Annotated in this window: 22 protein-coding genes and 1 riboswitch; of the genes, 7 read left to right on the top strand and 15 right to left on the bottom strand. The window is 66.8% G+C overall.

Going from position 1 to position 24593, the window contains the following annotated elements; translation table 11 throughout:
* Positions 1-100 precede the first annotated feature (100 nt).
* Both IY716_RS06770 and IY716_RS06775 read left to right on the top strand, forming a co-directional pair.
* Entirely contained in the window at positions 101-487 is a 387-nt protein-coding gene (locus IY716_RS06770) for an RNA-binding S4 domain-containing protein (RefSeq protein ID WP_218220776.1), read from the top strand.
* A 54-nt stretch (positions 488-541) separates the two neighbouring features.
* Complete coding sequence (locus tag IY716_RS06775; RefSeq protein WP_218220777.1) at positions 542-904, top strand: non-heme iron oxygenase ferredoxin subunit; 363 nt, start codon at positions 542-544, stop codon at positions 902-904.
* Between the two features lie 371 nt (positions 905-1275).
* On the opposite strand, the gene IY716_RS06780 is transcribed toward IY716_RS06775, so the two are convergent.
* The 3 genes from IY716_RS06780 to IY716_RS06790 are packed head-to-tail and all read right to left on the bottom strand — an operon-like array spanning position 1276 to position 3355.
* A complete protein-coding gene (locus IY716_RS06780) occupies positions 1276-2055 on the bottom strand; it encodes a hypothetical protein (protein WP_218220778.1) in 780 nt (259 codons plus the stop codon).
* A complete protein-coding gene (locus IY716_RS06785) occupies positions 2052-2969 on the bottom strand; it encodes an ATP-binding cassette domain-containing protein (RefSeq protein ID WP_218220780.1) in 918 nt (305 codons plus the stop codon). The genes IY716_RS06780 and IY716_RS06785 overlap by 4 nt, the downstream gene beginning before the upstream one ends.
* Before the next feature lie 35 nt (positions 2970-3004).
* Positions 3005-3355: a GntR family transcriptional regulator gene (locus tag IY716_RS06790; RefSeq protein WP_318779798.1), complete on the bottom strand. Its 351-nt coding sequence runs from the start codon at positions 3353-3355 to the stop codon at positions 3005-3007.
* 207 nt (positions 3356-3562) lie between these two features.
* On the opposite strand from IY716_RS06790, the gene IY716_RS06795 reads away from it, so the two are divergent.
* Positions 3563-4378, top strand: coding sequence for an HAD-IIA family hydrolase (locus IY716_RS06795; protein WP_218220782.1), 816 nt, complete (start codon positions 3563-3565; stop codon positions 4376-4378).
* Between the two features lie 123 nt (positions 4379-4501).
* Here the strand turns inward: IY716_RS06795 and IY716_RS06800 are convergent, their stop codons facing one another.
* The gene (locus IY716_RS06800) at positions 4502-7018 is read right to left on the bottom strand and encodes an MMPL family transporter (protein WP_218220783.1); all 2517 of its coding nucleotides are present in this window, start codon (positions 7016-7018) and stop codon (positions 4502-4504) included.
* An 82-nt stretch (positions 7019-7100) separates the two neighbouring features.
* The gene (locus tag IY716_RS06805; RefSeq protein ID WP_218220787.1) at positions 7101-7736 is read right to left on the bottom strand and encodes a TetR/AcrR family transcriptional regulator; all 636 of its coding nucleotides are present in this window, start codon (positions 7734-7736) and stop codon (positions 7101-7103) included.
* Between the two features lie 51 nt (positions 7737-7787).
* Here IY716_RS06805 and IY716_RS06810 point away from each other — a divergent pair, with 51 nt between their 5' ends.
* The gene (locus IY716_RS06810) at positions 7788-9449 is read left to right on the top strand and encodes an anthranilate synthase component I family protein (RefSeq protein ID WP_218220788.1); all 1662 of its coding nucleotides are present in this window, start codon (positions 7788-7790) and stop codon (positions 9447-9449) included.
* Here IY716_RS06810 and IY716_RS06815 read toward each other — a convergent pair.
* Complete coding sequence (locus tag IY716_RS06815) at positions 9446-10345, bottom strand: hypothetical protein (protein ID WP_218220789.1); 900 nt, start codon at positions 10343-10345, stop codon at positions 9446-9448. The two genes, IY716_RS06810 and IY716_RS06815, sit on opposite strands and share 4 nt — an antisense overlap.
* A gap of 175 nt (positions 10346-10520) precedes the next feature.
* Entirely contained in the window at positions 10521-12014 is a 1494-nt protein-coding gene (gene cls, locus IY716_RS06820; protein WP_218220790.1) for a cardiolipin synthase, read from the bottom strand.
* A gap of 101 nt (positions 12015-12115) precedes the next feature.
* On the opposite strand from cls, the gene IY716_RS06825 reads away from it, so the two are divergent.
* Complete coding sequence (locus tag IY716_RS06825; protein WP_218220792.1) at positions 12116-13072, top strand: aminodeoxychorismate lyase; 957 nt, start codon at positions 12116-12118, stop codon at positions 13070-13072.
* A gap of 58 nt (positions 13073-13130) precedes the next feature.
* On the opposite strand, the gene IY716_RS06830 is transcribed toward IY716_RS06825, so the two are convergent.
* Entirely contained in the window at positions 13131-13946 is an 816-nt protein-coding gene (locus IY716_RS06830; protein WP_218220793.1) for a carbon-nitrogen hydrolase family protein, read from the bottom strand.
* A gap of 4 nt (positions 13947-13950) precedes the next feature.
* Entirely contained in the window at positions 13951-14220 is a 270-nt protein-coding gene (locus IY716_RS06835) for a DUF4235 domain-containing protein (protein WP_369699614.1), read from the bottom strand.
* 59 nt (positions 14221-14279) lie between these two features.
* A riboswitch (TPP riboswitch) is annotated at positions 14280-14425 on the top strand.
* Positions 14426-14502: 77 nt separating this feature from the next.
* Between IY716_RS06835 and IY716_RS06840 the strand changes: the two genes are divergently transcribed.
* Both IY716_RS06840 and IY716_RS06845 read left to right on the top strand, forming a co-directional pair.
* Positions 14503-15132 (top strand): ECF transporter S component, encoded by a 630-nt coding sequence (locus IY716_RS06840; RefSeq protein ID WP_218220794.1) that lies wholly within the window; start codon positions 14503-14505, stop codon positions 15130-15132.
* On the top strand, positions 15125-17518 hold the full coding sequence (locus tag IY716_RS06845; protein WP_218220795.1) for an ATP-binding cassette domain-containing protein: 2394 nt from the start codon (positions 15125-15127) through the stop codon (positions 17516-17518). The genes IY716_RS06840 and IY716_RS06845 overlap by 8 nt, the downstream gene beginning before the upstream one ends.
* Before the next feature lie 58 nt (positions 17519-17576).
* Here IY716_RS06845 and mnhG read toward each other — a convergent pair whose 3' ends face one another.
* The 6 genes from mnhG to IY716_RS06875 are packed head-to-tail and all read right to left on the bottom strand — an operon-like array spanning position 17577 to position 24554.
* Positions 17577-17963 (bottom strand): monovalent cation/H(+) antiporter subunit G, encoded by a 387-nt coding sequence (gene mnhG, locus IY716_RS06850; protein WP_218220796.1) that lies wholly within the window; start codon positions 17961-17963, stop codon positions 17577-17579.
* The gene (locus IY716_RS06855) at positions 17956-18555 is read right to left on the bottom strand and encodes a monovalent cation/H+ antiporter complex subunit F (protein ID WP_218220797.1); all 600 of its coding nucleotides are present in this window, start codon (positions 18553-18555) and stop codon (positions 17956-17958) included. The genes mnhG and IY716_RS06855 overlap by 8 nt, the downstream gene beginning before the upstream one ends.
* The gene (locus IY716_RS06860) at positions 18555-19226 is read right to left on the bottom strand and encodes a Na+/H+ antiporter subunit E (protein WP_218220798.1); all 672 of its coding nucleotides are present in this window, start codon (positions 19224-19226) and stop codon (positions 18555-18557) included. Before IY716_RS06860 ends, IY716_RS06855 begins: the two co-directional genes overlap by 1 nt.
* On the bottom strand, positions 19223-20959 hold the full coding sequence (locus tag IY716_RS06865; protein ID WP_218220800.1) for a Na+/H+ antiporter subunit D: 1737 nt from the start codon (positions 20957-20959) through the stop codon (positions 19223-19225). Before IY716_RS06865 ends, IY716_RS06860 begins: the two co-directional genes overlap by 4 nt.
* Entirely contained in the window at positions 20959-21483 is a 525-nt protein-coding gene (locus tag IY716_RS06870) for a Na(+)/H(+) antiporter subunit C (protein ID WP_218220801.1), read from the bottom strand. The genes IY716_RS06865 and IY716_RS06870 overlap by 1 nt, the downstream gene beginning before the upstream one ends.
* Entirely contained in the window at positions 21480-24554 is a 3075-nt protein-coding gene (locus IY716_RS06875) for a Na+/H+ antiporter subunit A (protein WP_255316458.1), read from the bottom strand. The genes IY716_RS06870 and IY716_RS06875 overlap by 4 nt, the downstream gene beginning before the upstream one ends.
* Between the last annotated feature and the right edge of the window lie 39 nt (positions 24555-24593).

Consider the following 24593-nt stretch of genomic DNA (forward strand, 5'->3'; position numbering starts at 1 on the left):
GATTCAGCAGACCCCGCGTCACGGAACAGTGTCCCCTCACAGTCCGGGCGCGGGGTCTGTGCATTCCACCCGTCCGTCGGACTGCTCCTAGACTGGTGTGATGACTGAGACCGCCCCCACCGGTCCGCGCGCCCCGGTTCGCATCGATGCCTGGCTCTGGTCCGTGCGACTGTTCAAGACGCGATCTGCCGCCACGTCGGCGTGCCGTGCCGGACACATCACCATAGATGGAGACCCGGTCAAGGCCTCGGTGCGAGTCCGCCCCGGAACGCGTATACATGTGCGGCGACCCGGGCACGAGCTGATCCTCGACATCATCCATACGCATTCCAAGCGGGTGGGGGCCCCCGTGGCCCAGCAGGCCTACCGGGACCATTCCCCGGAGCGCATTCGACCCCGTGACGTCGGTCTTCCTGTGCGGGAGCGCGGTGCGGGTCGTCCGACCAAACGAGAACGGCGCCAGCTCGAGGAGCTGCGCGGGTACTGACGCGCGCTGAGACAATGCAGGCGGAACATATTCATCTCTGTGAGAGGCACCCCCATGTCATCGACTGAACCACTCCCCCCTGTCGACCTCGGCCCTGCGGCCCAGTATCCAGAAGGGGAGGTGTTCCGAGTTGCGGCGGAGACCACGGGCTGGGATGACGACATCGCAGTCGTCCACGCGGAGGATGGCGGCTTCTACGCCTTGGATGACACCTGCTCGCACGAAGCGGTGTCGCTCTCCGACGGCTACGTGGAGGAGGACACCCTGGAGTGCCCCATGCACGCCTCCGCGTTCTGTCTGCGTACAGGGGTCCCGGAGACTCTGCCTGCCCTCACACCGGTCAAGACCCACCAGATCTCGCTTGACGGGGACCGCCTCATTCTTCACCCCGGGGCCCCTCGACCTGACGGGAAATAGCATCCGGAGAAAGACCCAGGAACTTCCCAGGATTTGCACCGAGAACTGCCAAGAATCGTCAGTAGAGTCATGACTACCTCATCAAGGTGCGAGTGATTCGGAAGCCCCGAGTCGGCCATATATAGCGTCCCTCACGCTGGCCGACTCGGGGCTTCTTCTTGTCCGCTCGATGCAGTCGATATTCCCAGTGACTTAACAGCTCATGGCAAGTACCCGTTCAAGAAGACTTCCTATAGTAGGAACTACCTCATCAAGGTGCGAGTGATTCGGGAGTCCCGGATCGGCCGATATAGCGTCCCCCTCACGCTGGCCGATCCGGGACTCCTTTCTTATGCATCGCGATCGGAGCCCGCCGCACACTCGCGGTTCGCTCAGGGGGTGGGGACTGCCCGTCGGATGACCACGTAGTTCAGCGCAGTCAGGCCCAGAGTGAGCAGCAGCACCCAGCCTGCGAACGTGTAGGAGCTCTGCACCGCCAACCAGTCCCCCACATGGGGCCACCAGTCGTTCTGCGTGATCACCATGACGATCACGACCAGCGCCGCCATCACTGCCAGCGCCGTGAGCCACAGCATCGCGAGGCTGACGCGGCGATACAGGATCGACCAGAAGAAGCCGATCATCATCGACAACAGGCACACGGCGCCCGCCATCAGACCTGCTCCCAGAACACCCGCGTTCTGTGTCATCAGCGGGAGATCAAAGGTGTAGCTCTCCGCCCAGAACCCTGCCGTCGCCCGTTCAAGGAGGATGGCGACCGAGAACAGGGCGCCGAAGCCTGCCGAGATCGCTGCAAAGGCCAGGAATGCTCCCAGCACGAAGACACGTCGGCTGTAGCTCAACGCCATCGAGAACGGGAAGGTGTGCGAGGCCGAGTAGGCGGCCATGAAGAGAAGGCACCAGATGGTCGCCTGGGAGGCCCCTGTATAGAACGGCTCCCCCTCACCATCGGCGAGGTGCCGGATCCACAGTCCGATGCCTATGGCCACTGCCCAGGCGCCGAAGAACACGATCAGCGGCACACCGATCATGGCGGAGGGGACGGTGAACTGCAGCTTGAACGCTGCTGGAACTCTGGCGAAGCTCGACCGCGATGCCAGGTCCGCTTGGACCGGCTTCGCCGCCTCGGATTGAATTGCTGCGCTGTTCATCGGGCCACCTCCTGCGTGGGGTTCGTCGTGGAGTTCATCGGCACTTCTTCGCGCGCCGTGAGTCGCACGATCAGCTGCTGCAGCGAGACCGGAATGAGCTCCACCTCCCGTTCCTTCACGGCTCGTCGTTCCGCGTCGTCGAGGGCGCCCAGGACCGTGGTCCGCACGATCCGTCCCATCGACTCCTGATGCAGCACCTCACGGGTGCCAGCGATCTCGGCGACGGCATCCGCCCGGCCCACCAGCGTGACCGCACGGTCGCGAAGCTGCTCCACGGGCTCCTGGATGAGGATCTTCCCCTGGTCGATGACCACCACGTTCTCAATCAGATGAGCAATCTCGTCGATCAGATGGGAAGAGATGACCACCGTCCGCGGGTGTTCCGCGTAATCAGCCAACAGCCGGTCGTAGAACAGCTGCCGGGCGACGGCGTCGAGGCCCATGTACGGTTCATCGAAGAACGTCACCTCGGCGCGTGAGGCGATCCCGATGATGACTCCCACGGCCGAGCGCTGTCCGCGAGACATCTTCTTGATCCGGGTCTTCTCCGGGACCCTGAACTCTCTCGCGAGTGAGGTGGCCAGATCGTCATCCCAGCGGGGAAAGGCTCGGGCCGCGGCGGCAAAGGCGTGCCGGGCGAGTGCGTCGTCGATGTAGCGCTGCTCTTCACGCACGAAGCAGATCTGCGGCAGCACCTGTTCATTCTCGTGCGGGCGCATGCCGAGGATCTTCACCTCTCCCGCGCTGGGCCAGTCCTGGGCCGTGGCGATGGACATCAGGGTCGTCTTCCCGGCACCGTTTCGACCCAGCAGTCCGTGGATGGTGTCCTTCTCCAGGCTCAGTGAGACGTTGTCCAGTGCAGTCGTGCTGCGATAACGCCGCGAGACCCCTGTGATTTCGATGGCGGTCCTCATGTCCGCCTCCTTCCTTCAGCGCTTCGGCACGCTGTTCACGCCCGTGAGCGAAGCATCTCGATGATGGTGTCCACCGAGAGCCCGACGGCGCGGGCTTCGGTGAGGATCGGATCGAGGTAGGCCGCAGCAAACTGCTGGCGACGCTGCGCCGTGAGCACCTCCTGAGCACCCGGGGCGACGAACATGCCGAGCCCCCGCCGCTTGACCAGGATCCCGCGGTCCACCAGGAGGTTGATCCCCTTGGCCGCCGTCGCCGGGTTGATGCGATGGAAGGTGGCGAGCTCATTGGTCGAGGGGGCGCGTTCACCTTCAGCCAGCGAGCCGTCCAGCACGGACGCCTCCAGCTGCTCCGCGATCTGCACGAACAGTGCGCGACCCTCTTCCACGGACTGACCACCTTTCATTCGGCAACCACACCAGCATAGCCAGTCTGCTACCTCGATGGTTAATTACTCCACTAATGAACCACGGAGGCTGAGAAGGGTCAAGAGCTCACGATCCGGCGGCTCTTCGGGCTCGGCCGAGGCGTGCCCCCGAGGCGACCGGCGCCTGCCTCCTAGTGGGCCCGCAGTCGAAGGACATAGGATCAGGGCATGAATGGTGCGAACATCGAATGCTGGCTGACCGATATGGACGGCGTCCTCGTCCGGGAGCAGGAGGCGCTCCCTGGTGCCGCTGAGCTTCTGGAGCAGTGGCGGCGACAGGATCTCCCCTATCTGGTGCTGACGAACAACTCCATCTTCACTGCACGGGATCTCAGCGCGAGGCTGCGTCACTCCGGACTCGTCGTGCCCGAGGAGCGGATCTGGACCTCTGCACTCGCGAGCGCCACCTTCCTCGCAAATCAGATCGACCCGGAGTCCAATGCCCAGGGCAGCTGCTATGTCATCGGTGAAGCTGGCCTGACCACCGCCATCCACGCGGCGGGGTTCATCATGACCGAGACCAACCCTGATTACGTGGTCGTGGGTGAGACGCGAAATTACAGCTTCGAGGCGATCACCAAGGCCGTGCGGCTGATCAACAATGGCGCCCGATTCATCCTCACCAACCCGGATGCCACCGGGCCCAGCGCCGAGGGCGTCCTGCCGGCGACCGGCGCGATCGCCTCACTCATCACCAAGGCCACGGGGCGGGAACCCTACGTCGTAGGAAAGCCGAACCCGATGATGTTCCGGTCTGCGCTGAACCACCTGGGCGCACATTCCATGGAGACGGCCATGATCGGTGACCGGATGGACACCGACATCGTCGCTGGCATGGAGGCCGGGATGCACACTATTCTGGTGATGACGGGACTCTCCAGCCGAGCCAGCATCGCCGACTTCCCCTTCCGTCCGAACCGCATCATCGACGGCGTCTATGAGCTGCTGGATGAGCCGCTGCAGGGTGGAGACGAGGACGACTGAGGCCTCACCTCACCTGCTCACCCCGCCTGACAGCCCCAGGCGTGCTGATCTCCGGCGCTTCGAGGCGGAGCGAGAAATGCCCGGCCACCGCTCGCGCGGCGCCGGGCATTCTCATGTCTGGACTCAGATATCCCGGCCTGCGGAATCGTCGACCATGTTGCGCTCGAGCTTGGCGCCCTCGACGTCCACATCGGGAATGATCCGATCCATCCACTTGGGCAGCCACCAGGCGGCCGGCCCGGCGAGATGCAGGAGCGCGGGCACCAGCAGCAGCCGCACCACGAAGGCGTCGAGCAGCACGCCCACTGAAAGCCCGAGGCCCATGGATGCGATCATCGGATCGTCGGTGAAGATGAACCCGGCAAAGACCGAGGACATGATCAGCGCCGCGGCGGTGACCACGGAGCGCCCGGCGTGCAGGCCCTGGCGCACCGCCAGCCGCGGTGCGGAGCCGTGGGCGTAAGCCTCCCGCATGCCCGAAGCGGTGAACAGCTGATAGTCCATCGCCAGCCCGAAGAGGATGCCGACCATGAGCACCGGCAGGAAGGTCACGATCGGACCCGGTTCGGTGACGCCGACGAGATCGGCGAACCAGCCCCACTGGAAGACCGCGACGACGATGCCCACCGCTGCGGCGAAGGAGCCGATGAAGCCGAGAGTGGCGATCACCGGGAGCAGGATCGAACGGAAGACCATGATCATGAGCAGCAGTGAGAGCCCGATGACCAGCGCGAGGTACAGCGGGAGGGCGTCAGAGATCACATCAGACATGTCGACCTGCGCCGCGGTCATGCCGGCCACGGAGAGCTCGACGTCGGCCGCCTCGGTGCCATCCAGCATCCCACCGGCGCGGAACTCATGGACAAGCTCCTCCGTGGACTCCGCCGCCGGGCCGTCCTCAGGAATGACCTGGAAGACGCCGAGCGTGTTGTCATCATTCAAGGCCGCCGGCACAGCTGCGGCGATGGAGTCATCGGCCAGCAGCGCATTGCCGATCTCGATCTGATAGTCCTGGGCGGCGGCGTCGTCGAGGCCCGTCGGCATATCTGCCAGCACCAGCAGCGGCCCGTTGACTCCGGCGCCAAAAGCCTCTTCCGTGGCGTGGTACGCCTGATAGGAGGCCGAATCTTCGGCATTGGAGCTTGCGTCGGGCAGACCCAGGCGCAGATCGAACGTCGGGATCGAGAGCACACCGAGTCCCAGCAGCGCCAGCGCCGCGATGACAACTGCCTTGCCGTGGCCCATCGGTTCGGTGACCTGCTTCGACCGGAAGTCGCCCATGTGGCGTCGTTCCTTGCCGCGCAGGATCTTGTGGCCGACGATCGAGAGCATCGCTGGGGTCATCGTCACGGCGATCAGCACCGCGATGGCGACGCAGGCGGCCGCGACCGTACCCATCAGCGCCAGGAACGGCAGACCGGTGACGTTGAGCGCCAGCAGAGCGATCACCACGGTGGCTCCCGCGAAGACCACGGCATTGCCTGCCGTGCCTGTCGCAAGCGCAATGGAGTCGTGGAGGGCCATGCCCTCCTTCAGCTGGCGACGATGCCGGTGGATGATGAACAGGCAGTAGTCGATCCCGACCGCGAGGCCGAGCATCAGACCCAGGATGGGAGTCATCGACATCATCTCGACGACGCCGGAGAGGGCCATCGCGCCGGCGACGCCGACGCCCACGCCCACCAGGGCGTTGAGCAGCGGGAGCCCTGCGCCGATGAGCGTGCCCAGCATGATCAGCAGCACGGCCGCGGCGATCAGCAGACCGATGAGCTCCGCCACCGAGAACAGGTGCGGGAGCTCCATGTCGAGGTCACCGCCCGGAAGCGCGTCCACGCCGTCGATGTCAGCGTTGCTCAGCTCCTCGGAGATGGAGGCGAGCTCCTCGGTGCCCACACTCTCCATCGGCTCACTGAAATTGATCATCAGCACTGCGACATCACCCTCATCGGAGAGGACCTGCGCGCCGGAGGAGAGCTCCAGCAGCGCCTCGCCGCGATCCAGCTCCCGCTGGGCCTCGGAGAGCTCATCCTCCCCGGAGGACAGCTCCTCCTGACCCTCTTCGAGCGCCTCGCGATTGGCATCGATCTCGGCCTGCTGGGCTTCGAACTGCGGCGCGGCGGCCTCGTAGATGCCCTGCTCACGGGCCTGGGCGATCGCCTGGTCGAGCTGCTCCTGGCCCTGTTCGAGCTGATCCAGTCCAGCCTCGAGCTCCTCGCGGTTGGACTGGAGCTCCTCACGACCGGCGTCGAGCTCATCCTGGCCATCGGTGATCTCGCTGCGCGCATCCTGAAGCTCAGCCTGCGTGGCGAAGGGATCCGTCACGCTGCTGATGGCCTCGTCGGACTCAAGCTCCTCCATGAGAGAGGCGATCTCATCCTTCTGCTCCTGCGTGAACGGTTCACCGTCCTGCGTGCGCAGCAGCGCCGAGGCATTGCCTCCGCCGGAATCCGGCATCTCCTCCGCCAGTCGATCTGCCACCTTGGTGGTCTCGAGGTCGGGAAGGCTGATCTGGTCTGTCAGCTGACCGCCGAAGGCGAGGAAAGAGCTGACAGCGAGGGCGAGCAGGACGAACCACGCTGCGACGACCGTCTTGGCTCGGCGCGCAGACAGCAGGCCGAGACGATAAAGGAGCTTTGCCATGGGTTGATCATAAACGGAACGCCGCGTCTCGAAATTCACTCAGCAACGTCTGCGCACCATATGTGACAAATCTCATAGCAGCTCAGGAGGGCCGAGAGGCCTCAGCCGGACGCAGCAGGCCCGTCACCACGACATCCACAAGCGACTCGGCCCAGCTCAGCGGCGGGGCAGAGCCGATGAGCATCCGAAAGATCAACGGATCCCCCATGGCCGAGGCCGCCGCGGCGATGTCTACACCCTCGCGCAGCTCACCAGCCCGCTCCGCCTCGCGCAGCCTTTCGGCGAGCGCGCCGTGGTCCCACATGCTGGCCCGCTGAAGCAGGTGCTCTGTGCCGGCGTCGCCCTGCAGGCCTGCCACGACGAGGCTGCGCGCCATTCCTACATGGGTCTCCTGGAACGCCTCGACCAGCATGGAACGGACCCAGCTGAGACAGTCTCGGCGGAGATCGCCGGTGGAGGGCATAGGAACGATCTCGAACTCCGCGTCGCCGGTGAGCATGACCTCGAGCACCACCAGGGCCTTGGATCTCCACCAGCGGTAGATGGTCTGCTTGCTCACACCCGCCTCCGAGGCGATGGCCTCCACCGTCAGCTCCTCGTAGGAGCTCTGGCTCAGCAGCCGAGATGTGGCATCGAGGACCGCCTGATGGGATGCTTCGCTGCGCGGCCGCCCCCGACGCGGTTCCGCAGTGCCGGATCGCTGTACCTCACATGCCATGAGCGACATCGTAGCGCGGCGCAGGTGAGGAGCCTGTGCCATCCTTGACCCATGACAGCGGCGGGACGGGCCTTCTCAGTGGCGGAAGCTCAGTTTCGCAGCAGCATCCTCGAGCAGCACGAGGAGAGCGACGGCGCTGTAGCCGGCACCCCTGGATCCGAAGACCTGGCCCTGAGCCTCTTCACGGCGTTGAGCGCCCTGTTGCCGGAGGCCCCTGCTGCCCTGCTCGACAGCAGCGATCATGCTCACACCGAGAACCCGAGTCGCAGCGCCCAGAGCATCCTCGCTTTCTCCTTCGGCGAGCACGCCGGCACGGTCAGCCACACCGACGGGGTGACCACCCTCGTCACCACGGCAGGGACGAAGGTTCAGGAGCAGCCGTTCTTCTCCTGGCTCGAGCAGAACTGGCCCGGTGAGCAGCGTGCTGACGGCCAGCGGTCAAGCGGCGGGCAGGCCCGCGAGCAGCCGGAGTCCCACGAGGACTCCTCGGACACCCCCAGCTTCCGTCTCGGCTGGGTGGGGTGGCTCGGCTACGAGCTCAAGCGTGAGGCCGGCTCCCCCGTGAAATCGTCTTCGGCTCGAGGGAGCCTCCCGACCGAAGAGGCCAGCCTCTTCCGCGCCACCCACGCGGTGGTCCTGCACCACCACAGCGGCGAGCTCGAGCTGCAGTGGCTGGAGTCGGCATCGCAGGATGCCGCAACATGGCCGGAGCTGGTGCGGCAGACGCTGTCCCAGCTGCAATTCGAACCCGAGACAGGGAGTCTGTCAGAGCTCGAGCACCATGATCATCGGCTGAGACTCGAGGACCTGCAGAGCCGGGACTCGCGCAGGGCGTATCTCGCGACGATCGAAGCTGCGCAGCGAGAGATCACCGCGGGCAACAGCTATGAGATCTGCCTGACCACCGCGGTGACCGCCGCCCTGGACGCGATCCCGGCGAGCGAACCCGCAGGCAGCGGCGTCGAGCTCTTCAAGACGCTGCGGGCGCAGAATCGAGCGCCCTTCACCCAGTTCCTGCGGATCGGGGAGACCGAGGTGGCGTCCACGTCACCGGAGCGATTTCTGAGCATCAGCCAGGGCGGCACGCTGCGTTCCGAGCCGATCAAGGGGACACGACCCCGGGGCCGGTCCACCGCCGAGGATCGACGCCTGGCGGAGGACCTCGCGACCCATCCGAAGGACCGCGCCGAGAATGTGATGATCGCGGACCTGGTGCGCAATGACCTCTCCATCCACGCGATCCCCGGCAGCCTGCGCACCGAGCGGCTCTGCGCGGTGGAGAGCTATCCCACGGTGCATCAGCTGGTCTCCACCATCAGCGCGAGGATCCCTGCAGGGACCTCCCGGGCGCGAGTCATCGCCGACGCCTTTCCTCCCGGATCCATGACCGGAGCGCCGAAGATCTCCACCATGGACATCCTGGAACGCCTGGAATCCGGAGCGCGCGGACCCTACTCAGGGGTGGCGGGGTACTTCAGCAGCAACGGGGCCGCCGATCTGGCGGTGCTGATCCGCACCGCGGTCCTCACCGGAGGCACTGAATCCCGCAGGCTCCACCTCGGGCTGGGCGGAGCGATCACCGCCGACTCCGACCCGGAGCAGGAGTGGGAGGAGGTCAAGGTGAAATCGCGCGGTGTGCTGGCCGCGCTCGGCGCGCAGTTTCCGGAGAGCGGCGGCTCCGATCCGATGTTGCAGCCCAGCGCGGCGTCCTAGTCGCCGTTCTCTTCGCGGTAGGCGACGAGCTTGTCGGCCTGCAGCTCCACGATGGTGCTGAACGTCTCTGCCTCCATGTTCGCCGCGCTCACCATCAGCAGATGCCTGCCATAGTCCACGCTCGCGGAGTAACCGAGCACCTCAACCATGCCCTCGCCGTTGTGGACATCCATGTCCAGCTCGATGCCCTCGAACTCCCTGGTCTCAAAGGGCTTCACGCGCACCGAGTCTGTCTCGCCGCGGAGCGGCGTGTCCGCGCAGTGGTCAAGCACCTGTTCCCAGACGGCCGTGGAGTCCTGAGGCTCCTCGACGCCCAGCATCCACACGTAGAGGCTTTCGGTGCGGTCCTCGAGCTGGTGTTCGTATTCCTGGACGACACCGCCCTGCGGGTTCTCCCCCACCAGCTCGGCATTGACCTGGTCCATCGCCGCGGCGCAGGCTCCCTCGCCGAAGTTCTCGGTGTAGACGTCCGCCCCGACCGCCAGCTGCTCCTGGAAGAAGTCCAGTCCGGTGAAGGTTGAGTGCCGGTCCGGGGTGAAGGGCAGTTCGCTCTCGGTCAACAGGATCTTCGCGATCTCCTGTTCCTCGAGCAGCTCCTCGGGCTCACTCTCGGACTCGGAGCCCTCCTCCGTCGACGCGCTCGAGGCACCGGACGCGGGATCACTGGACCCGGACTCGGAATCACCGGATGAGGCACCGGACTCGGCCCCATCCGATGGCGCCGCGGGATCGGTGGGGTCGGCCGCGGAGGCTGAATCGCTGGCGAGGCTCGGATCCCCGGCACCCTGGGCGCAGCCTGTCAGTGACAGAGCTGCGGCGGCGATCAGCGCCGCGAACCTGGGAGCGCGGGCCTTGGGCGGCGCGGCTCCTCGAGCGGCAGAACGCATTCCGGTCATGTTCCCTCAGGTCTCATCGGTGCACGGTGCGACTGAACCGGGGCATGCCCCGGCCTTCACCGCAGAGAGTATATAACGCCGCGGGAGATTGACCCCAGGGAAACAGGCGAGGGCGGCCGGTCGAGCGGGCGTGCCAACGTGCTCGGGCAGCGTGCTCGGGGTGCGGGCATGGGCGCTACTGAAGGGCAGAGGTGAGCCGGAAGGTGTTGTCCAGGTACCGGACATACCAGGGACGGGTGGACCATTGGGCAAGGTCCAGCTCCGTGGAGAGCGCGAGGTAGCCGGAGAAGACCCGCTCGATATCGGCGACCTTGGCGTCGTCGACGATCATCAGTGTCACCTCCAGGTTCAGCGAGAAGGAGCGCATGTCCATATTCGAGGAGCCGAGCACTGCGACGTCGTCGTCGATGATCATGAACTTCGCGTGGAGCACGTCAGGGTCCGGATAGCGGAAGATCCTTACGCCTGCCTCGAGCAGGATCTGGTAGTAGGACTGCTGGGCGTGCTGGACGGTGAACTGATCTGCCTTCTTCGAGACCAGCACCAGGACCTCCACATTGCGATGTGCCGCATTGGTCAGCGCGTAGAGCAGGGAGTCATCCGGGACCAGATAGGGGGTGGAGATGACGATCCGGTCCGTGGCCTGATAGATCAGATCGTTGAAGAGTCGAAGGTTGTTCTCATCGGGGAAGCCCGGCCCGGAGGGGACCACCTGCACGAGGCTGCCCCCGGAGGCCGCCTCGTCCGCCTCGAGGTCCACCAGCAGCTTCTCGCCGAGGTTCTCGTTGGTCTCCGCGTACCAGTCGGAGGCGAAGACGATGTCGAGTCCGGTCACGGCGGGCCCGGTGAGCACCACGTTGAGCTCCACCCAGGCGCGTCCCATCCGCACCGCGGAGGCCCGCTGGTAGTGCGGTTCGATGAGATTCGTGGATCCGGTGAGTGCGGTGAGCCCATCGATGACGACGATCTTGCGGTGATTGCGCAGGTCCAGGCGCGAGAAGCGTCGACGCAGCGGTCGCACCGGCAGCACCCGGTGCCATTCGATCTGCGAGGCGCGCAGCCTTCGCTTGAGCCTGCGGTATCCGTGCACGCGGGCGGTGCCGAGGTGGTCGAAGAGCAGACGGACCTTGACGCCGCGCTGCGCCGCGCGCTCCAGGGCATCGAGCACAGGGCCGGTGTATTCAGGGTCGTCGCCGATGATGTAGAAGAGGACGTGGACGTATTCGCGCGCCTCGTCGATCTGATCCACGAGCCAGTTGAAGGTCTCCTGATAGTCGGAGATCAGCGTCAGCTGGTTGCCCTCCTGGATGGGGAACGCGCCGAGGTTCCGGTTCATCACCGCGGTGGCGCTGAGCTGCTCGTCGTAGTCTCGGAGCTGATCCGAGAGGTCCATGTGACTGGTGGCCTTCAGCAGAGCCTCATTGATCCCGCGCTGGCGCTCCTGCCGTCGCGAGGAGAGCTTGCTTCGACCGATCAGCAGGAAAAGCGGAAGGGCGACGGCGGGGATGAAGAAGACTGCCAGCAGCCAGGCCATGGCGGTGTTCGGTCGTCGATTGTCCGGGATGATGCCGATCACGGCCACCCTGATTCCGACCTCCAGCACCAGGATGCTCAGAAAGATCCACTGCGGTAGGGACTCGATCCCCAACCCGCTTATCGGCCACAGCACGTCATCGCCTCCAAACCCTTCTGGGACAGCCTACTGGGTGCTCGCTGGGCGCCCAGCACACTCAGGCCTCGCAGCGGGCGTGCAGGCGCTAGGCTGTAGCCATGGCTGAGCACTTTCGCGATGACTCCGTGGCCGCCGTCGCTGTACGGATCGACGCCGAACACACCTCCGGACTGGTATTCGACCCGCACCAGCCCCAACTGCGCATCACAGACCTCGGCGCTGTGCGCGGCGACGGCATCTTCGAGACCATGCTGGCGGTCAACGGGACCCCACGGAAGCTCGACGCGCACCTGGCACGGATGCGCCGGTCAGCCGGCATCCTGGATATCGGCATCCCGCCGGCAGAGTCTTGGGAGGCCGCCATCGGGCTGGGCCTCGAGGAGTACCGGGCCCGCGGCGGCGTGCCGGAGGAGCTGGCGATCAAGCTGGTGGCCACGCGCGGCGTCGAGGGTGAACCTGCCTCCGAGGACCCCGCCTTCGCCGGAACCTACTGGGCCACGCTGACCCCGGTGGCGGACTCCATGCGCGCGAACCGCGGGACCCCGCTGGCGGTCACCCTGCTGGACCGCGGATACGACTCCACCGCCGCTGAACGGGCCCCCTGGCTGGTGCTGGGCGCCAAGACGCTGAGCTACGCGGTGAACATGGCCGCGCTGCGGCACGCCGATGCCCACGGGTTCGACGACGTCATCTTCACCACCTCCGACGGCCAGGTGCTTGAAGGACCGACCTCCACGGTGCTGATCGCCAGGCGCGGCGCCGAGGGTGAGCCGCCGACGCTGATCACCCCTGTGCTGGAGACCGGCATTCTTCCCGGCACCACGCAGGGAGCCATCTTCACCGCCGCCGAGCGTGCGGGATGGAAGCTCGGCTACGGGCCGCTGACTCCAGAGGACCTCTACACGGCCGATCACCTCTGGCTGCTCTCCTCGGTGCGGCTCGCCGCACCCGTCGAGCGCCTGGACGAGCACCGTCTCGCGGTGGACCCGGAGCTGACCGCCACGCTGAACAGCTTCCTGGACCAGGACCTGCCGGTCAACCACCCGGTGGACTAGCGCGCCACGCGTCGGGTCGTTCCGGAGAGGTTCAGCGTCTGGTCCTTTTCGGGCACGTTCAGAACTGACGCGCGTTCTCCAGCACCGGCACCATGGTCCGGGTGTGAGAGACCACCGCTGGGTCGACCTCGGCGAGCAGCAGCTCCGGCGCGTCGCCGGCCTCTGCGAGCGGCACCCCCAGGGGGGAGACGAGCATCGAATGACCCACTCCGGTGGGTGCGCCCTGGATCGACTCGACGCCGGCGGCCGCCGGTTCTGCCTGGCCACAGGCGAGGATGTACTGAGTGGAGTCCAGCGCCCTCGCCCGCGCCAACAGCCGCCACTGGTCGAGCTTTCCCTCCCCCGCGCCCCAGGAAGCGGGCACCAGGGTCACGTGGGCGCCCGAACGAGCGTGAGCGATGAAGAGGTTCGGGAACCGGATGTCATAGCAGGTGGCCAGGCCGAACGTGACGCCGTCCAGCTGGAACTGGGCGGGGCTTCGACCGGCCTGGACGCCGTCGGACTCCTTGAAGCCGAAGGCGTCGTAGAGGTGGATCTTGTCGTAGGCCACATCGATGTCCGCATCCGGCCCCACGGCGAGCAGCGTGTTCACCACCCGAGGGTGCCCGTCCGCGCTGGGAACACCTGGAGTGAACATCCCCGCGACGATCACGATGCGGAACTCGCGGGCCAATCGACGCACGGCTTCGGCCCAGGGGCCGGTCACGGGTTCTGCGATGGGCGGAAGCGGGTGCCCGAAGGCCCGCTGGGTCGCCTCGGGGAAGACCACGACCTTCGCGCCGGCATAGGAGGCACGGTAGGTGTACTCGCGCATCAGCGCGAGATTGGCCTCCGGATCGGGGCCGGTGGTGATCTGAGCAGCAGCGATGCGCATCGGATCAGACCTCGGAACCAGCTCCGAACTTGCTGCGCATCTTCTTCACCGTGGAACTCGCGCCACGCTGGGAGAGCACCTGCACGGCTGCCGAGACCACCGCTGAGCCGATGGAGAAGGCGAGTGCACGCTTGAGCGTCATCTCATCGTTGGCCACCCGGGGGGCGTCGTCGCCGGTGGCCTTCTTCCACACGAAGTCGAAGAGGCGAGTGGCGATGAAGCCACCGCCCAGTGAGATGCCAAGAGCCATGCCCTTATCGAGAAGCTTGTCCACAGTGTCCTCCGTTGCAGGTGGGTCGAGTGTCTCTGGTGCTACTCTAGTGCACGTCATTTGAGACACGACAGGGGAGCGCCCCTCGGTGCCAGACACAGCTGACCAGCTGTGATGTCACCGCCAGGACGCTGAGAGTGGGCTGAAGGCCCAGACCCTCGAACCTGATCAGGTTAGGACCTGCGAAGGAAGTCGAGATTCTGCACTCGGATGCTGATGCTTGTGAGCAGCAGCTTTCCTCCTGCGTGCTCCTGGTCCGCCCTCACCTGTACAGGGAGAAGCATCATGAGCAGCAGAAAAACAACCACCAGGTCATGGTCCTGGACGGTCTCCGACATCGTGGTGGCCTCGGTGCTCGCCGTCGCTTCGGGTGTCATCTTCTGGGGCTGGAACCTCAGCTATCACCTCATCGGGAACCTCTTCGTCTTCTACCCGCCCGTGGAGACCCTCGTGCACGGCATGTGGCTCTTTCCGGCGGTACTCGGCGCGCTGGTGATCCGTAAACCCGGCGCCGCAATCTACTGCGAGATGGTCGCGGCGGCGGTCTCCGCGCTGCTCGGCTCTCAGTGGGGGCTGACGGTCCTCTCCTCCGGCTTCATGCAGGGGCTCGGTGCCGAGCTGGTCTTCCTCGCGGTTCTCTACCGCAGGTTCAGCCTGGAGTTCGCGACGCTCGCCGGCGCGGCCTCGGGGCTGACCGGCGGCATCACGTACCACTGGATCGTGCCGATGTATGCCTACGCACCGCTCGAGACCATCATCCACATCTCCTGTTTCGCGCTCTCCGGGGCGGTCATCGCCGGAGTGCTGCCCTGGCTCGCCACGCGTGGGCTCGCGGCCTCCTCCGTGCTGGGGCCGCTGGCCTCACGTCGCGCCCATCGCGAACCGATGCTGCTGGGCGGCACGCCGCGTGGGTGAAGCTCCCGGCGTCGCCGTGACGGCCGAGGGTTGGAGCTGGCAGCACGCCGAGCGGGAGACACCCGCGATCGCGGGGCTGGACCTGCAGATCTCCGCCGGGGAGAAGGTGCTGCTGGCAGGAGCCTCCGGAGCTGGCAAGTCCACGCTTCTGCATGGACTTGCGGGCGTCCTGCACGATGAGGATGCCCAGGCTGCCGGGCAGCTGCTCCTGGACGGGGTCCCCGCCGAACAGGCCAGAGGCCGCGCGGGGCTCATGCAGCAGGATCCCGAATCCCAGGTGGTGCTCTCCCGCATCGGCGACGACGTGGCCTTCGCCGCCGAGAACCTCGCCGTGCCGCGTGCAGAGATCTGGGGCCGCGTGGACCGTGCGCTGGAAGCTGTGGGGCTCGGCGGATTCGGACTCGAGCACCCCAGTGCCAAGCTCTCCGGCGGTCAGAAGCAGCGGCTGGCCCTCGCCGGCATCCTTGCCATGCGGCCAGGGCTGCTGCTGCTGGACGAGCCCACGGCGAACTTGGACCCCGCGGGTGTGCGGCAGGTCCGTGACGCGGTGCTCCGCTCAGCAGAGCTCACCGGCGCCACGGTGATCGTGGTCGAACACCGGCTCGAGATCTGGGCGGAGCACATGGACACGCTCGTGGTCCTGGGGACCGGGGCGGGAGTTCGTCGCCGCAGCCCGGCGGCACAGATCCGCACGGATGAAGCCCTCGGTGACGAGCTCTCCAGCATGGGCCTCTGGGTGCCAGGTCGAGACCCGCTGCGCGGACTGAGCATCCCCCGCAGCGCAGGTGCTGACCGGGAGGACCCACCGCCTGAGCCTCTATGCCCTGAACCGCAGGGTGAGCTGCTGCTGCATGCCGGCGGACTCGCGGTGGGCCGGCATTCGCCCACCACGCGATGGCGGCGCGGCGCCATCGCCCCACCGACGCTGACCGGCGTCGAGGTCGAGATTCGTCGCGGAGAGACGCTGGGGATCACCGGTGCCAACGGTGCCGGAAAGTCCACGCTGCTGCTGACCCTGGCCGGTCTGCTTCCGGCTCATGGCGGAACCCTCACGGCGACCGCAGGGCTCAAGGGCGACGGGCCGGGTGAGCTGCTGGCAGCCGATCCCCACGACTGGCGATCCGCTGATCTCGTGGCTCGGATCGGCATGGTCTTTCAGGAGCCGGAGCATCAGTTCGTGCGCGGCAGCGTTGCCGAGGAGCTCGCACTCGGCGCTGAGCAGGCGAAGGTCCCCGGCACTGCGGAACCCCTCTACACCCCGGCTGAGATCGACGCTCGCGTGCAGCGGCTGCTGGACCGGCTGGGGCTGCGCGCCCTGGCTCAGGCGAATCCCTTCACCCTCTCCGGAGGGGAGAAGCGGCGGCTCTCGGTGGGCACGGTGCTGGCGGCGGGCCCCGAACTGCTGCTGCTCGATGAGCCCACGTTCGGGCAGGACGCACACACTTTCCGCGAGCTCATCTCCCTGCTCCAGGACCATGTCGACGCGGGAGGCACCGTGCTGGCCGTCACCCACGACGCCGCCTTCCTGCGCGGCCTCCAGGCGCGGGAGCTCAAGCTCCAACGCGGCACTCCCCCACCCGAGGCCCCTGCCGCCGGCGAACTCTTCGGTGGGATGCGGGCGGATTCCTGGCTGGGTCGACGCAATGCGCTGGCCAAACTCATCGCCGTCTTCCTGATCACGGCGGCACTGGTGGTGACCATCGACGTGGTGAGCGCCGGCGTCGTCGTGCTCGCGAGCCTGGCTGCGCTGCCGCTGGCCGGCATCCGCGCCGCGGGACTGCTCAGACTCATGTGGCCCTTCGCGCTGGGAGCGGTGGTGGCGGCCTGGGGCACGGCGCTGGCCGCCGAGGAGTCAGGAGCGGTGCTCGTCGATCTGGGATTCACCACGATCAGCGAGGGGTCCCTCGCGCTGGGCCTGGCGCTCGGGGCACGTGCCTTCGCGATCGTGCTGCCCTCGGTGATCATCTTCTCCACGACTGACCCGACAGACCTGGCTGACTCGCTGGCGCAGCAGCTGCGGCTGCCGGCTCGGTTCGTGCTCGGCGCCCTGGCGGCGATGCGGCTGCTGGGGCTCCTCGCCGAGCACTGGACCACGCTGGGCCATGCGCGGCGCGCGCGCGGAGTGGGTGCCCACGGCGGCGTCAGGCAGCGACTGCGCAGCACGCTCTCGCAGGCGTTCGGGCTGCTGGTCCAGGCGATCCGCATGGCGACTCGACTTGCAGTGACGATGGAATCCCGTGGGTTCGGCGCCGGCAGGCGGACCTGGGCTCGTCCCGCCCGATTCCACGCGGCAGATGTGCCGGTCATCCTGGGGGGCGCCCTGATCGGAGCCGCGGCCGTCTGCGCGGCGGTGGCAGCGGGCACCTGGAACTTCGTCTGGTCCTGAACCCGGGCTGGCGGACGGGCCGCTCACCGGGCGGAGCGATCCGTCAGCTCGCGGTCGGTCAGCCGCGGTTGGGCGGCTGTTCCCGGCTGATCCGCTCCACCGCACTGGCCAGCTCGTCGTGGGTCAGCAGGTCCCGGCGCATGTGTTTGGTGCGGTAGCCCGAGCGGCCCACCACGTGGGCGCTGACCGGAGCGGTGAGCAGCAGCAGACCCCAGGCGAGCACCACGATCGGCACCAGCTCCCAGGATCGCCAGGTGATCGCGGCCGCCAGAAGCAGCGCGAGCAGGCCCAGCACCTGGGGCTTGGTGGCGGCGTGCATGCGCGAATGCAGATCCGGCAGCCGAACCAGTCCGATGCCGGCGGCAAGGGACATCAGTCCACCGACCACCAGCAGCACCGACGCCAGGGCGTCCAGGATCACGTCTGCGGTGGGTGACTCAAGCATCGCGGTCCTCCTGCTGCTGGGGGGATGACGTCGACTCAGGCTTCGGCGTGGAATCGGGCTGCGACTCCGGCTTCGGCGGCTGCCGTGACTCCGGCTCCGCCTCCTCAGGCATGGGGTCCTCGCGCCGCTTCGGTGTGAAGCCTGAACGGGCCAGCGCCGAGAACCAGGAGGTGGACTCGTCCTCCAGCGGCCCGACGCCGGGCATCACCGGGGTGGAGATCGGCTGATGCGGGGTCTCGGGTTCGCCTTCCTGCTGTGACGAGCTGCCGACCGGAACAGCGGGCGGAAAGGGCACCGGGTCGTGTGCGGGAGCGTCGGGGGCGACCTCCTCGGGAGAGCGCACCACCACGTAGCGGGCGATCGCAACGGCGCCCAGGAATCCGATCACCGCGGTGACCACCACAAAGAGGATGAAGTCCTGGTGATCGTTGATCACCATGTCCACGATCATCATCGAGGCGACGATGATCAGCATGACGTCGAGGCTGATCACTCGGTCCAGCACCGAGGGACCCTTGTAGATCCGGTAGACGGTGCCTGCGGCGCCCAGAGCGAGCAGCACCTGGGTGATGTGCACTGCGGTCTCGAGCATCAGTCCTCCACCTCCTCGATGGTGATCCGCGCGTCCGACGCGGAGTCGGCGCCCCCGTGCACCTCGGCGGGTCCGTGGCGGCGGAACGGTGCGTCTCGCTCGGTCTTGGAGAACCCCGACATCCTGCCGAGGCGCTTCTCCGCCTTGACCACGGCGACATCGGAGCGGCTGCCGCAGGTCCGGATGATCAGCGCCTCCGTCGTCAGCGCGTCCAGCCGGATCTTCTCTGCGTCCTCATCGGAGGTGACGTCGAGCGCGTGGAGGTAGAGCGTCGCCGTCGTCCGGTCCACATCGAGGACCAGGGAGCCCGGCACCAGGGAGAGCGTGTGTCCGGTGAGTGTGACGATGAGGTCATCGTGGCTGCGCAGCTGGACCGAGATCACGGAGTTCCTCACCCGCGGTCCGGTGACCACCGAGAGCCAGGAGACCTGGAAAGAGGCCGCCACCGTCTTCATCAGAAAGCGAGCCGTGAAGACCGCCCCCCAGAGGGGGTTCAGCCGCCCGCTGCCGCGCAGCGGAGGGAGGTAGAACACGCGCACGATGATGGTCGCGTAGATCAGCCCGACGATCAGCGTACCCAGTGTGAAGTCGCGCCAGATCGCCATCCAGAAGAAGCCCAGGAAGACGATCAGCGGGAGCTCGAGCCGCAGCGGAGTCTTGGGTCGCTTCATCGGTGATCATCACTCTCATCGGTGATCTCGGGGACTACCTCGGCCGACTCGTCGTCGGGCTGCAGCGAGGTCTCCACGGGTGCGTGTTCTGCGGCCCCCCCGTCGCCGGTCTCGTAGTCGATCAGGAAGGTGGCCGCGAAGTCCTCAAGCTCCTCGCGGACTCCGTCGGAACGCTCCGGGCCGAACACCGCCTCCAGATACGGGGTGCGCTCGTACATGTCCTGAGCCGCGGCACGGGAGAAGTCCATCAGCGGTCCGGCGAAGACCGTGAAGGCCAGCGACATCGCGACCAGGGCCGCCGTAGGCGCCACCATGGACATCGGCAGATAGCGCTTGTTGGCCGCCCGAGCGTGGGCCAGCGTCTTGGACATCAGCTGACGCTCCGGAGCCTCATCGGCATCCTCCGGCTTGCGCCAGAATCCGCGGGTCCAGATCCTGGCCACCGCCATGAGCGTGAGCAGGGAGGTGAGCACCGAGGCGAAGACCAGGGTCCAGGTGATCCAGGTGTTCTCCGCGATGCCCCCCTGCAGCATTCCCAGTTTCCCGATGAAGCCGGAGAAGGGCGGGATGCCCGCGAGGTTCATCGCCGGGATGAAGAAGAGCAGGCCCAGCACCGGGGAGATCTTCGCCAGGCCGCCGAGCCGGAGCACATTGGAGGTGCCGGAACGTCGTTCGATGAGACCCGTGACCAGGAACAGCGTGGTCTGGATGGTGATGTGGTGGGCCACGTAGTAGATCGTCGCCGCCATGCCGATGATCGAGCTCAGCGCGAGGCCGAAGACCAGATAGCCGATATGGCTGATCAGCGTGAAGGAGAGCATACGTTTGATGTCCGCCTGGGCGAGCGCACCCAGGATTCCCACGATCATGGTCAGTGCGGCGACGATCATCAGCGCCGTGTTGATCCGCTCTCCGGGGAACAGCAGCGTCTCGGTGCGAATGATCGCGTAGATGCCCACCTTCGTGAGCAGCCCGGCGAACACCGCCGTGACCGGGGCCGGGGCCGTGGGATAGGAGTCGGGGAGCCAGAAGGCCAGCGGGAAGACCGCCGCCTTGATCCCGAACGCCACGAGCAGCATCACATGCAGGGTGAGCTGAGTGCTCAGGTCGAGATCACCGAGCTTCAGGGCCAGGTCGGCGAGGTTCACGGTGCCGGTGGCGGCATAGATCATGCCGATGGCGATCAGGAACAGCATCGAGGAGATGATCGAGACCACCACATAGGTGACCCCGGCCCTGATGCGAGACTCGCCGCCGCCGAGGGTGAGCAGGACATAGGAGGCGGTCAGGAAGATCTCGAAACCCACATAGAGGTTGAACAGATCTCCGGCGAGGAAGGCGTTGGAGACGCCCGCGACCAGAATCAGGTAGGTGGGGTAGAAGATCGAGACCGGACCCGAGTCCTCCTTCTCCTCCGCGGCACCCTGCCCGACGGCGTAGAGCAGCACGCACAGGGTGATGATCGAAGAGACCACCAGCATCAGGGCGGCAAACCGGTCGATGACCATGACGATCCCGAACGGCGCGGGCCAGCCGGCCAGATGCACCGCGTGGGCACCGCCGTACCAGACCTGGGCCAGCAGCGTGACCTCCAGGATCACGGTGAGGATCAGCGCGCCGATCGCGATCGCGCGCTGGGTCGACTTGTTGCGGTAGAAGGCGAAGGCGAAGGCAGCACCGAAGAAGGGAATGAGCACTGCCAGCGGGGTGAAGCTCAGGAGTTCGGTGACCATCAGCGCTCCCCCTGCTCTGCGATGGCGGGGCCGTTGCCGGGATCGGGGGCGTCCTCATCGGCGCCGCGGCGCGGATTGAGCATCGGGCGTCCGACGGCGTCGGTCTCATCGGCGAACTCCGTGGTCTCGTCCTCGGCCGAGGCATCCTCCTCTGCGTCGTAGGCCCCGGCATAGGACGCCACGCGGCGGTCCTCCTCATCGTCGGCGAGCTCATCCTGGCGGGCCAGCACCCAGGAGCGGTAGATCAGCGCGAGCATGAAGCTCACCAGCGCGAAGGCGATGACGATCGCGGTGAGCAGCAGCGCCTGCGGAAGCGGGTCAAGATAGTCCTCGGCAGGGATCTCCGGGTCATAGAGCGGGGCGAGACCTGCCCGTCCGGCCGTCTGCAGCAGAAGCAGGTTCACCGCATTGGAGATCAGGATGATCCCGAGCAGCACCCGGGTCAGCGAGCGTTCGAGCAGCAGGTAGATGCCGATCGCGAAGAGCGCCCCCATCAGAACCAGCAGCGTGAGATTGATCGTCATCGTGCCACCCCCGCGGAGGTCTCGCCGTGGATGCCGTGACCGGGCGAGGAGGCGCGCTGGCCCTCCCGCTCGCTGCGCACATCGATCTCCGAGCCCAGGCTGCGCAGAATGTCGACGATCAGCCCGATCACCACGAGGTAGACCCCGACGTCGAAGAGGACCGCCGAGACGAAGTGGTGGTAGCCGAAGAGCGGCAGGGTGAGCTCGACATCGAAGGACTGGAAGGCCTGCCCGCCAGCGATCAGCGGAGCGAGCCCGGTGAAGCAGGCGACGGCGAGCCCCCAGCCCATCAATGCTCCGGCGGAGAAGGGGATGGCGGCCTCCAGCTCATAGCGTCCACCCGCCAGGTAGCGCAGCACGAACGCCAGACCGGCCAGGAGACCGCCGGCGAAGCCGCCGCCGGGAAGGTTGTGACCCGCGAGCAGCAGGTAGAGCGAGATCATGATGATGCCGTGGAACATGAGGCGGGTGACGACCTCGAAGACGATGCTGCGGTGTTCCGGAGCCACGGTGCGCCCGGCCACGAGCCAGGCCTCCCTGGCCACCGTGGCGAAGGAACGGGCGACCTTGATCTCCCTGAACTGCCGCGGGGACAGCGCCTTGTCGGAGAGCACACGACCCACCGTGCCGCTGGGGACCTCGTGGAGCTCGCGGCGCTGGACATCGCGGCGCTTGACGAAGATCAAGGAGGCGATGCCGGTGGCCGCCGCCGCGAGCACGGTGATCTCTCCGAAGGTGTCCCAGACGCGCAGGTCCACCAGCGTGACGTTGACGATGTTGGCGCCCTGTCCCACCTCGTAGGCCATCCACGGGAACTCCATGGAGATGGGCTCAGCGATGCGGGCGTCCATGGACATCGCAGCGACGACCATCATCACCACTCCGAAACCGACGCCGAGCAGCGCGCGGCCGAGCTTGAAGCGCGTGGGGCTCTGCGTCCAGATCCCGGCGGGCAGGCTGCGCAGCGCGAGCACGAAGACCACCAGCACGATCGACTCCACCAGCAGCAGGGTCAGCGCCAGATCAGGTGCGCCCTGCAGCGCGAAGATGCCGGCGATCCCCCAGCCACACATGGAGACCATGAGCACTGCCATGAAGCGCTTGGGCGCCCAGATCGCACCCGAGGCGCCAGCGAGGATCACCAGGGCGAGCACGATCTGCAGCGGCTGCTCCGCGATGATCACCGAGTCCAACGACGCGCGCTCCGCGAGGCTGCGCCCTCCGGGTGCTCCAAAGATCACCACGGCCAGCGGCACCAACGTGGCCACTGCCAGGATGATGAACAGATACCAGCCCAGCGCGCCGCGCTGCGTCCGCGCGGTGACCCAGGAGGAGAGCAGATCCACGCCGCGCACGGTGCCGCGATACCCGCGTTCGGCCTCGACGACGGCGGGGACGTTCGCCTGCAGCCTGCCGAACGCGTCGCGCACCCAGAACAGGGCGAAGCCGAGCACCCAGGTGAGCACGGAGAGTCCCAGCACGGGGGTCAGCCCGTGCCAGAGAGCGAGGTAGGTCGCCTCCACCCCGGGCTCCACCGGATCGAAGAGCGTCGAGAAGGATTCCGCGAGCGCCTGCACCGGCTGCGGGACCAGCGCCAGCGCCACTGTGAACGCGGTCAGGATCATCGGAGCCGCGAGGAAGACCCGCGGCACCGGGCCGTGGAAGATGGTGCGCGCCACGGCCACCCCGGGGACGGGACGCTTCGTGGCGAAGGCTCCCCAGAGGAAGCGAGCGGAGTACGCCACGGTCAGCGCCGAGCCGAGGACGACGCCGGCCACCACCAGCCAGCCCAGGGTCAGCAGCGATCCAGAGCTGGTGGCCTCGGCGTAGCTGAAGAAGGACTCGAACACGACCTCCTTGGCCACGAAGCCGAACAACGGAGGCAGCCCGGCCATCGAGGCGGTGGAGATCAGCGCGACGAGGAACAGCGGCCTCTGTGAGCGGCCCAGACCGGAGAGCTTCCGCAGGTCGCGCGTGCCCGACTGGTGGTCGATGATCCCGACCACCATGAACAGCGCGGCCTTGAACAACCCGTGCGCCAGCAGCATGGCGAGGCCCGCGAGCGCCGCGTCCTCGGTTCCCAGCCCGTTGATCATGATCAGGAAGCCCAGCTGGGAGACCGTGCCATAGGCGAGGATCAGTTTGATATCGGTCTGTCGCAGCGCCCGCCATGCCCCGACCAGCATGGTGATCAGTCCCAACCCGAGCACCAGCGGCAGCCAGAACGTGGATTCATGGAATCCCGGAGCGAAGCGCGCCACCAGGTAGACACCAGCCTTGACCATGGCGGCGGCGTGGAGATAGGCCGAGACCGGGGTCGGCGCCGCCATCGCGGCGGGCAGCCAGAAGTGGAAGGGCACGAGCGCCGACTTCGAAAGGGCCCCCAGCAGGACCAGTGCCACCGCGATGTCCACGGCGGTCGCCGTGCTCGAGTCAGCAAGCAGGCTCGGACCGGCGGCGAGGACCTCGGAGAGTCGGTAGCTTCCGGTGAGCTCGCCGAGCCAGACCAGCCCCACGAGCATGGCGAGTCCGCCGAAGGTCGTCACGATCAACGCCTGGATGGCGGAGCGGCGGGCGTAGATGCGGTGCGCCGAGAAGCCGATCAGCAGGAAGGAGAGGATCGTGGTGAGCTCCCAGAACACGAAGAGCATGACCAGGTCATCGGAGAGCACCAGCCCGAGCATCGAGGCGGCGAAGGCGAAGAGCTCTGCGGCGAAGGGACCGGCAGCCCGCTCCGAGGTCGCGAAGTACCGGGCGCAGTAAAGCATGACCAGCGCACCCACGCCCAGGATGAGCACCGACATCGCCAGCGAGAGCGCATCGACGCGGAACGCCAGCTCGACGCCGAACTGCGGGATCCACTCCATGACCTCGGCCGGAGGCGCATTGGGCTCGCCGATCGCCGCCGCCTGGTCCGCCGCGAGCACCGCAGGAACGTAGCTGAGGATCCAGACCAGCGCCGCCGTCAGAAGTGCTGCGAGGAGGAAGAAGGTGCGACGGCCGAACCGCTGGAAGATGAACGGAGTCAGGATGCTGACTGCGAAGAGCGCCGTGAGCATCCCAAGGATCATCTACCCCGCTCCTCTCGGTCGACTGTGCCTCGCACGCCC

It is taken from the genome of Nesterenkonia sp. Act20, from assembly GCF_019173455.1.
GTDB lineage: Bacteria > Actinomycetota > Actinomycetes > Actinomycetales > Micrococcaceae > Nesterenkonia.

Excerpts from the sequence above, each read along its gene's own strand:
- IY716_RS06770 (WP_218220776.1), top strand. The coding sequence starts at position 101 with ATGACTGAGACCGCCCCCACCGGTCCGCGCGCCCCGGTTCGCATCGAT.
- IY716_RS06775 (WP_218220777.1), top strand. The coding sequence starts at position 542 with ATGTCATCGACTGAACCACTCCCCCCTGTCGACCTCGGCCCTGCGGCC.
- IY716_RS06780 (WP_218220778.1), bottom strand. The coding sequence starts at position 2,055 with ATGAACAGCGCAGCAATTCAATCCGAGGCGGCGAAGCCGGTCCAAGCG.
- IY716_RS06785 (WP_218220780.1), bottom strand. The coding sequence starts at position 2,969 with ATGAGGACCGCCATCGAAATCACAGGGGTCTCGCGGCGTTATCGCAGC.
- IY716_RS06795 (WP_218220782.1), top strand. The coding sequence starts at position 3,563 with ATGAATGGTGCGAACATCGAATGCTGGCTGACCGATATGGACGGCGTC.
- IY716_RS06800 (WP_218220783.1), bottom strand. The coding sequence starts at position 7,018 with ATGGCAAAGCTCCTTTATCGTCTCGGCCTGCTGTCTGCGCGCCGAGCC.
- IY716_RS06805 (WP_218220787.1), bottom strand. The coding sequence starts at position 7,736 with ATGGCATGTGAGGTACAGCGATCCGGCACTGCGGAACCGCGTCGGGGG.
- IY716_RS06810 (WP_218220788.1), top strand. The coding sequence starts at position 7,788 with ATGACAGCGGCGGGACGGGCCTTCTCAGTGGCGGAAGCTCAGTTTCGC.
- IY716_RS06815 (WP_218220789.1), bottom strand. The coding sequence starts at position 10,345 with ATGACCGGAATGCGTTCTGCCGCTCGAGGAGCCGCGCCGCCCAAGGCC.
- IY716_RS06825 (WP_218220792.1), top strand. The coding sequence starts at position 12,116 with ATGGCTGAGCACTTTCGCGATGACTCCGTGGCCGCCGTCGCTGTACGG.
- IY716_RS06830 (WP_218220793.1), bottom strand. The coding sequence starts at position 13,946 with ATGCGCATCGCTGCTGCTCAGATCACCACCGGCCCCGATCCGGAGGCC.
- IY716_RS06840 (WP_218220794.1), top strand. The coding sequence starts at position 14,503 with ATGAGCAGCAGAAAAACAACCACCAGGTCATGGTCCTGGACGGTCTCC.
- mnhG (WP_218220796.1), bottom strand. The coding sequence starts at position 17,963 with ATGCTTGAGTCACCCACCGCAGACGTGATCCTGGACGCCCTGGCGTCG.
- IY716_RS06855 (WP_218220797.1), bottom strand. The coding sequence starts at position 18,555 with ATGCTCGAGACCGCAGTGCACATCACCCAGGTGCTGCTCGCTCTGGGC.
- IY716_RS06860 (WP_218220798.1), bottom strand. The coding sequence starts at position 19,226 with ATGAAGCGACCCAAGACTCCGCTGCGGCTCGAGCTCCCGCTGATCGTC.
- IY716_RS06865 (WP_218220800.1), bottom strand. The coding sequence starts at position 20,959 with ATGGTCACCGAACTCCTGAGCTTCACCCCGCTGGCAGTGCTCATTCCC.
- IY716_RS06870 (WP_218220801.1), bottom strand. The coding sequence starts at position 21,483 with ATGACGATCAATCTCACGCTGCTGGTTCTGATGGGGGCGCTCTTCGCG.
- IY716_RS06875 (WP_255316458.1), bottom strand. The coding sequence starts at position 24,554 with ATGATCCTTGGGATGCTCACGGCGCTCTTCGCAGTCAGCATCCTGACT.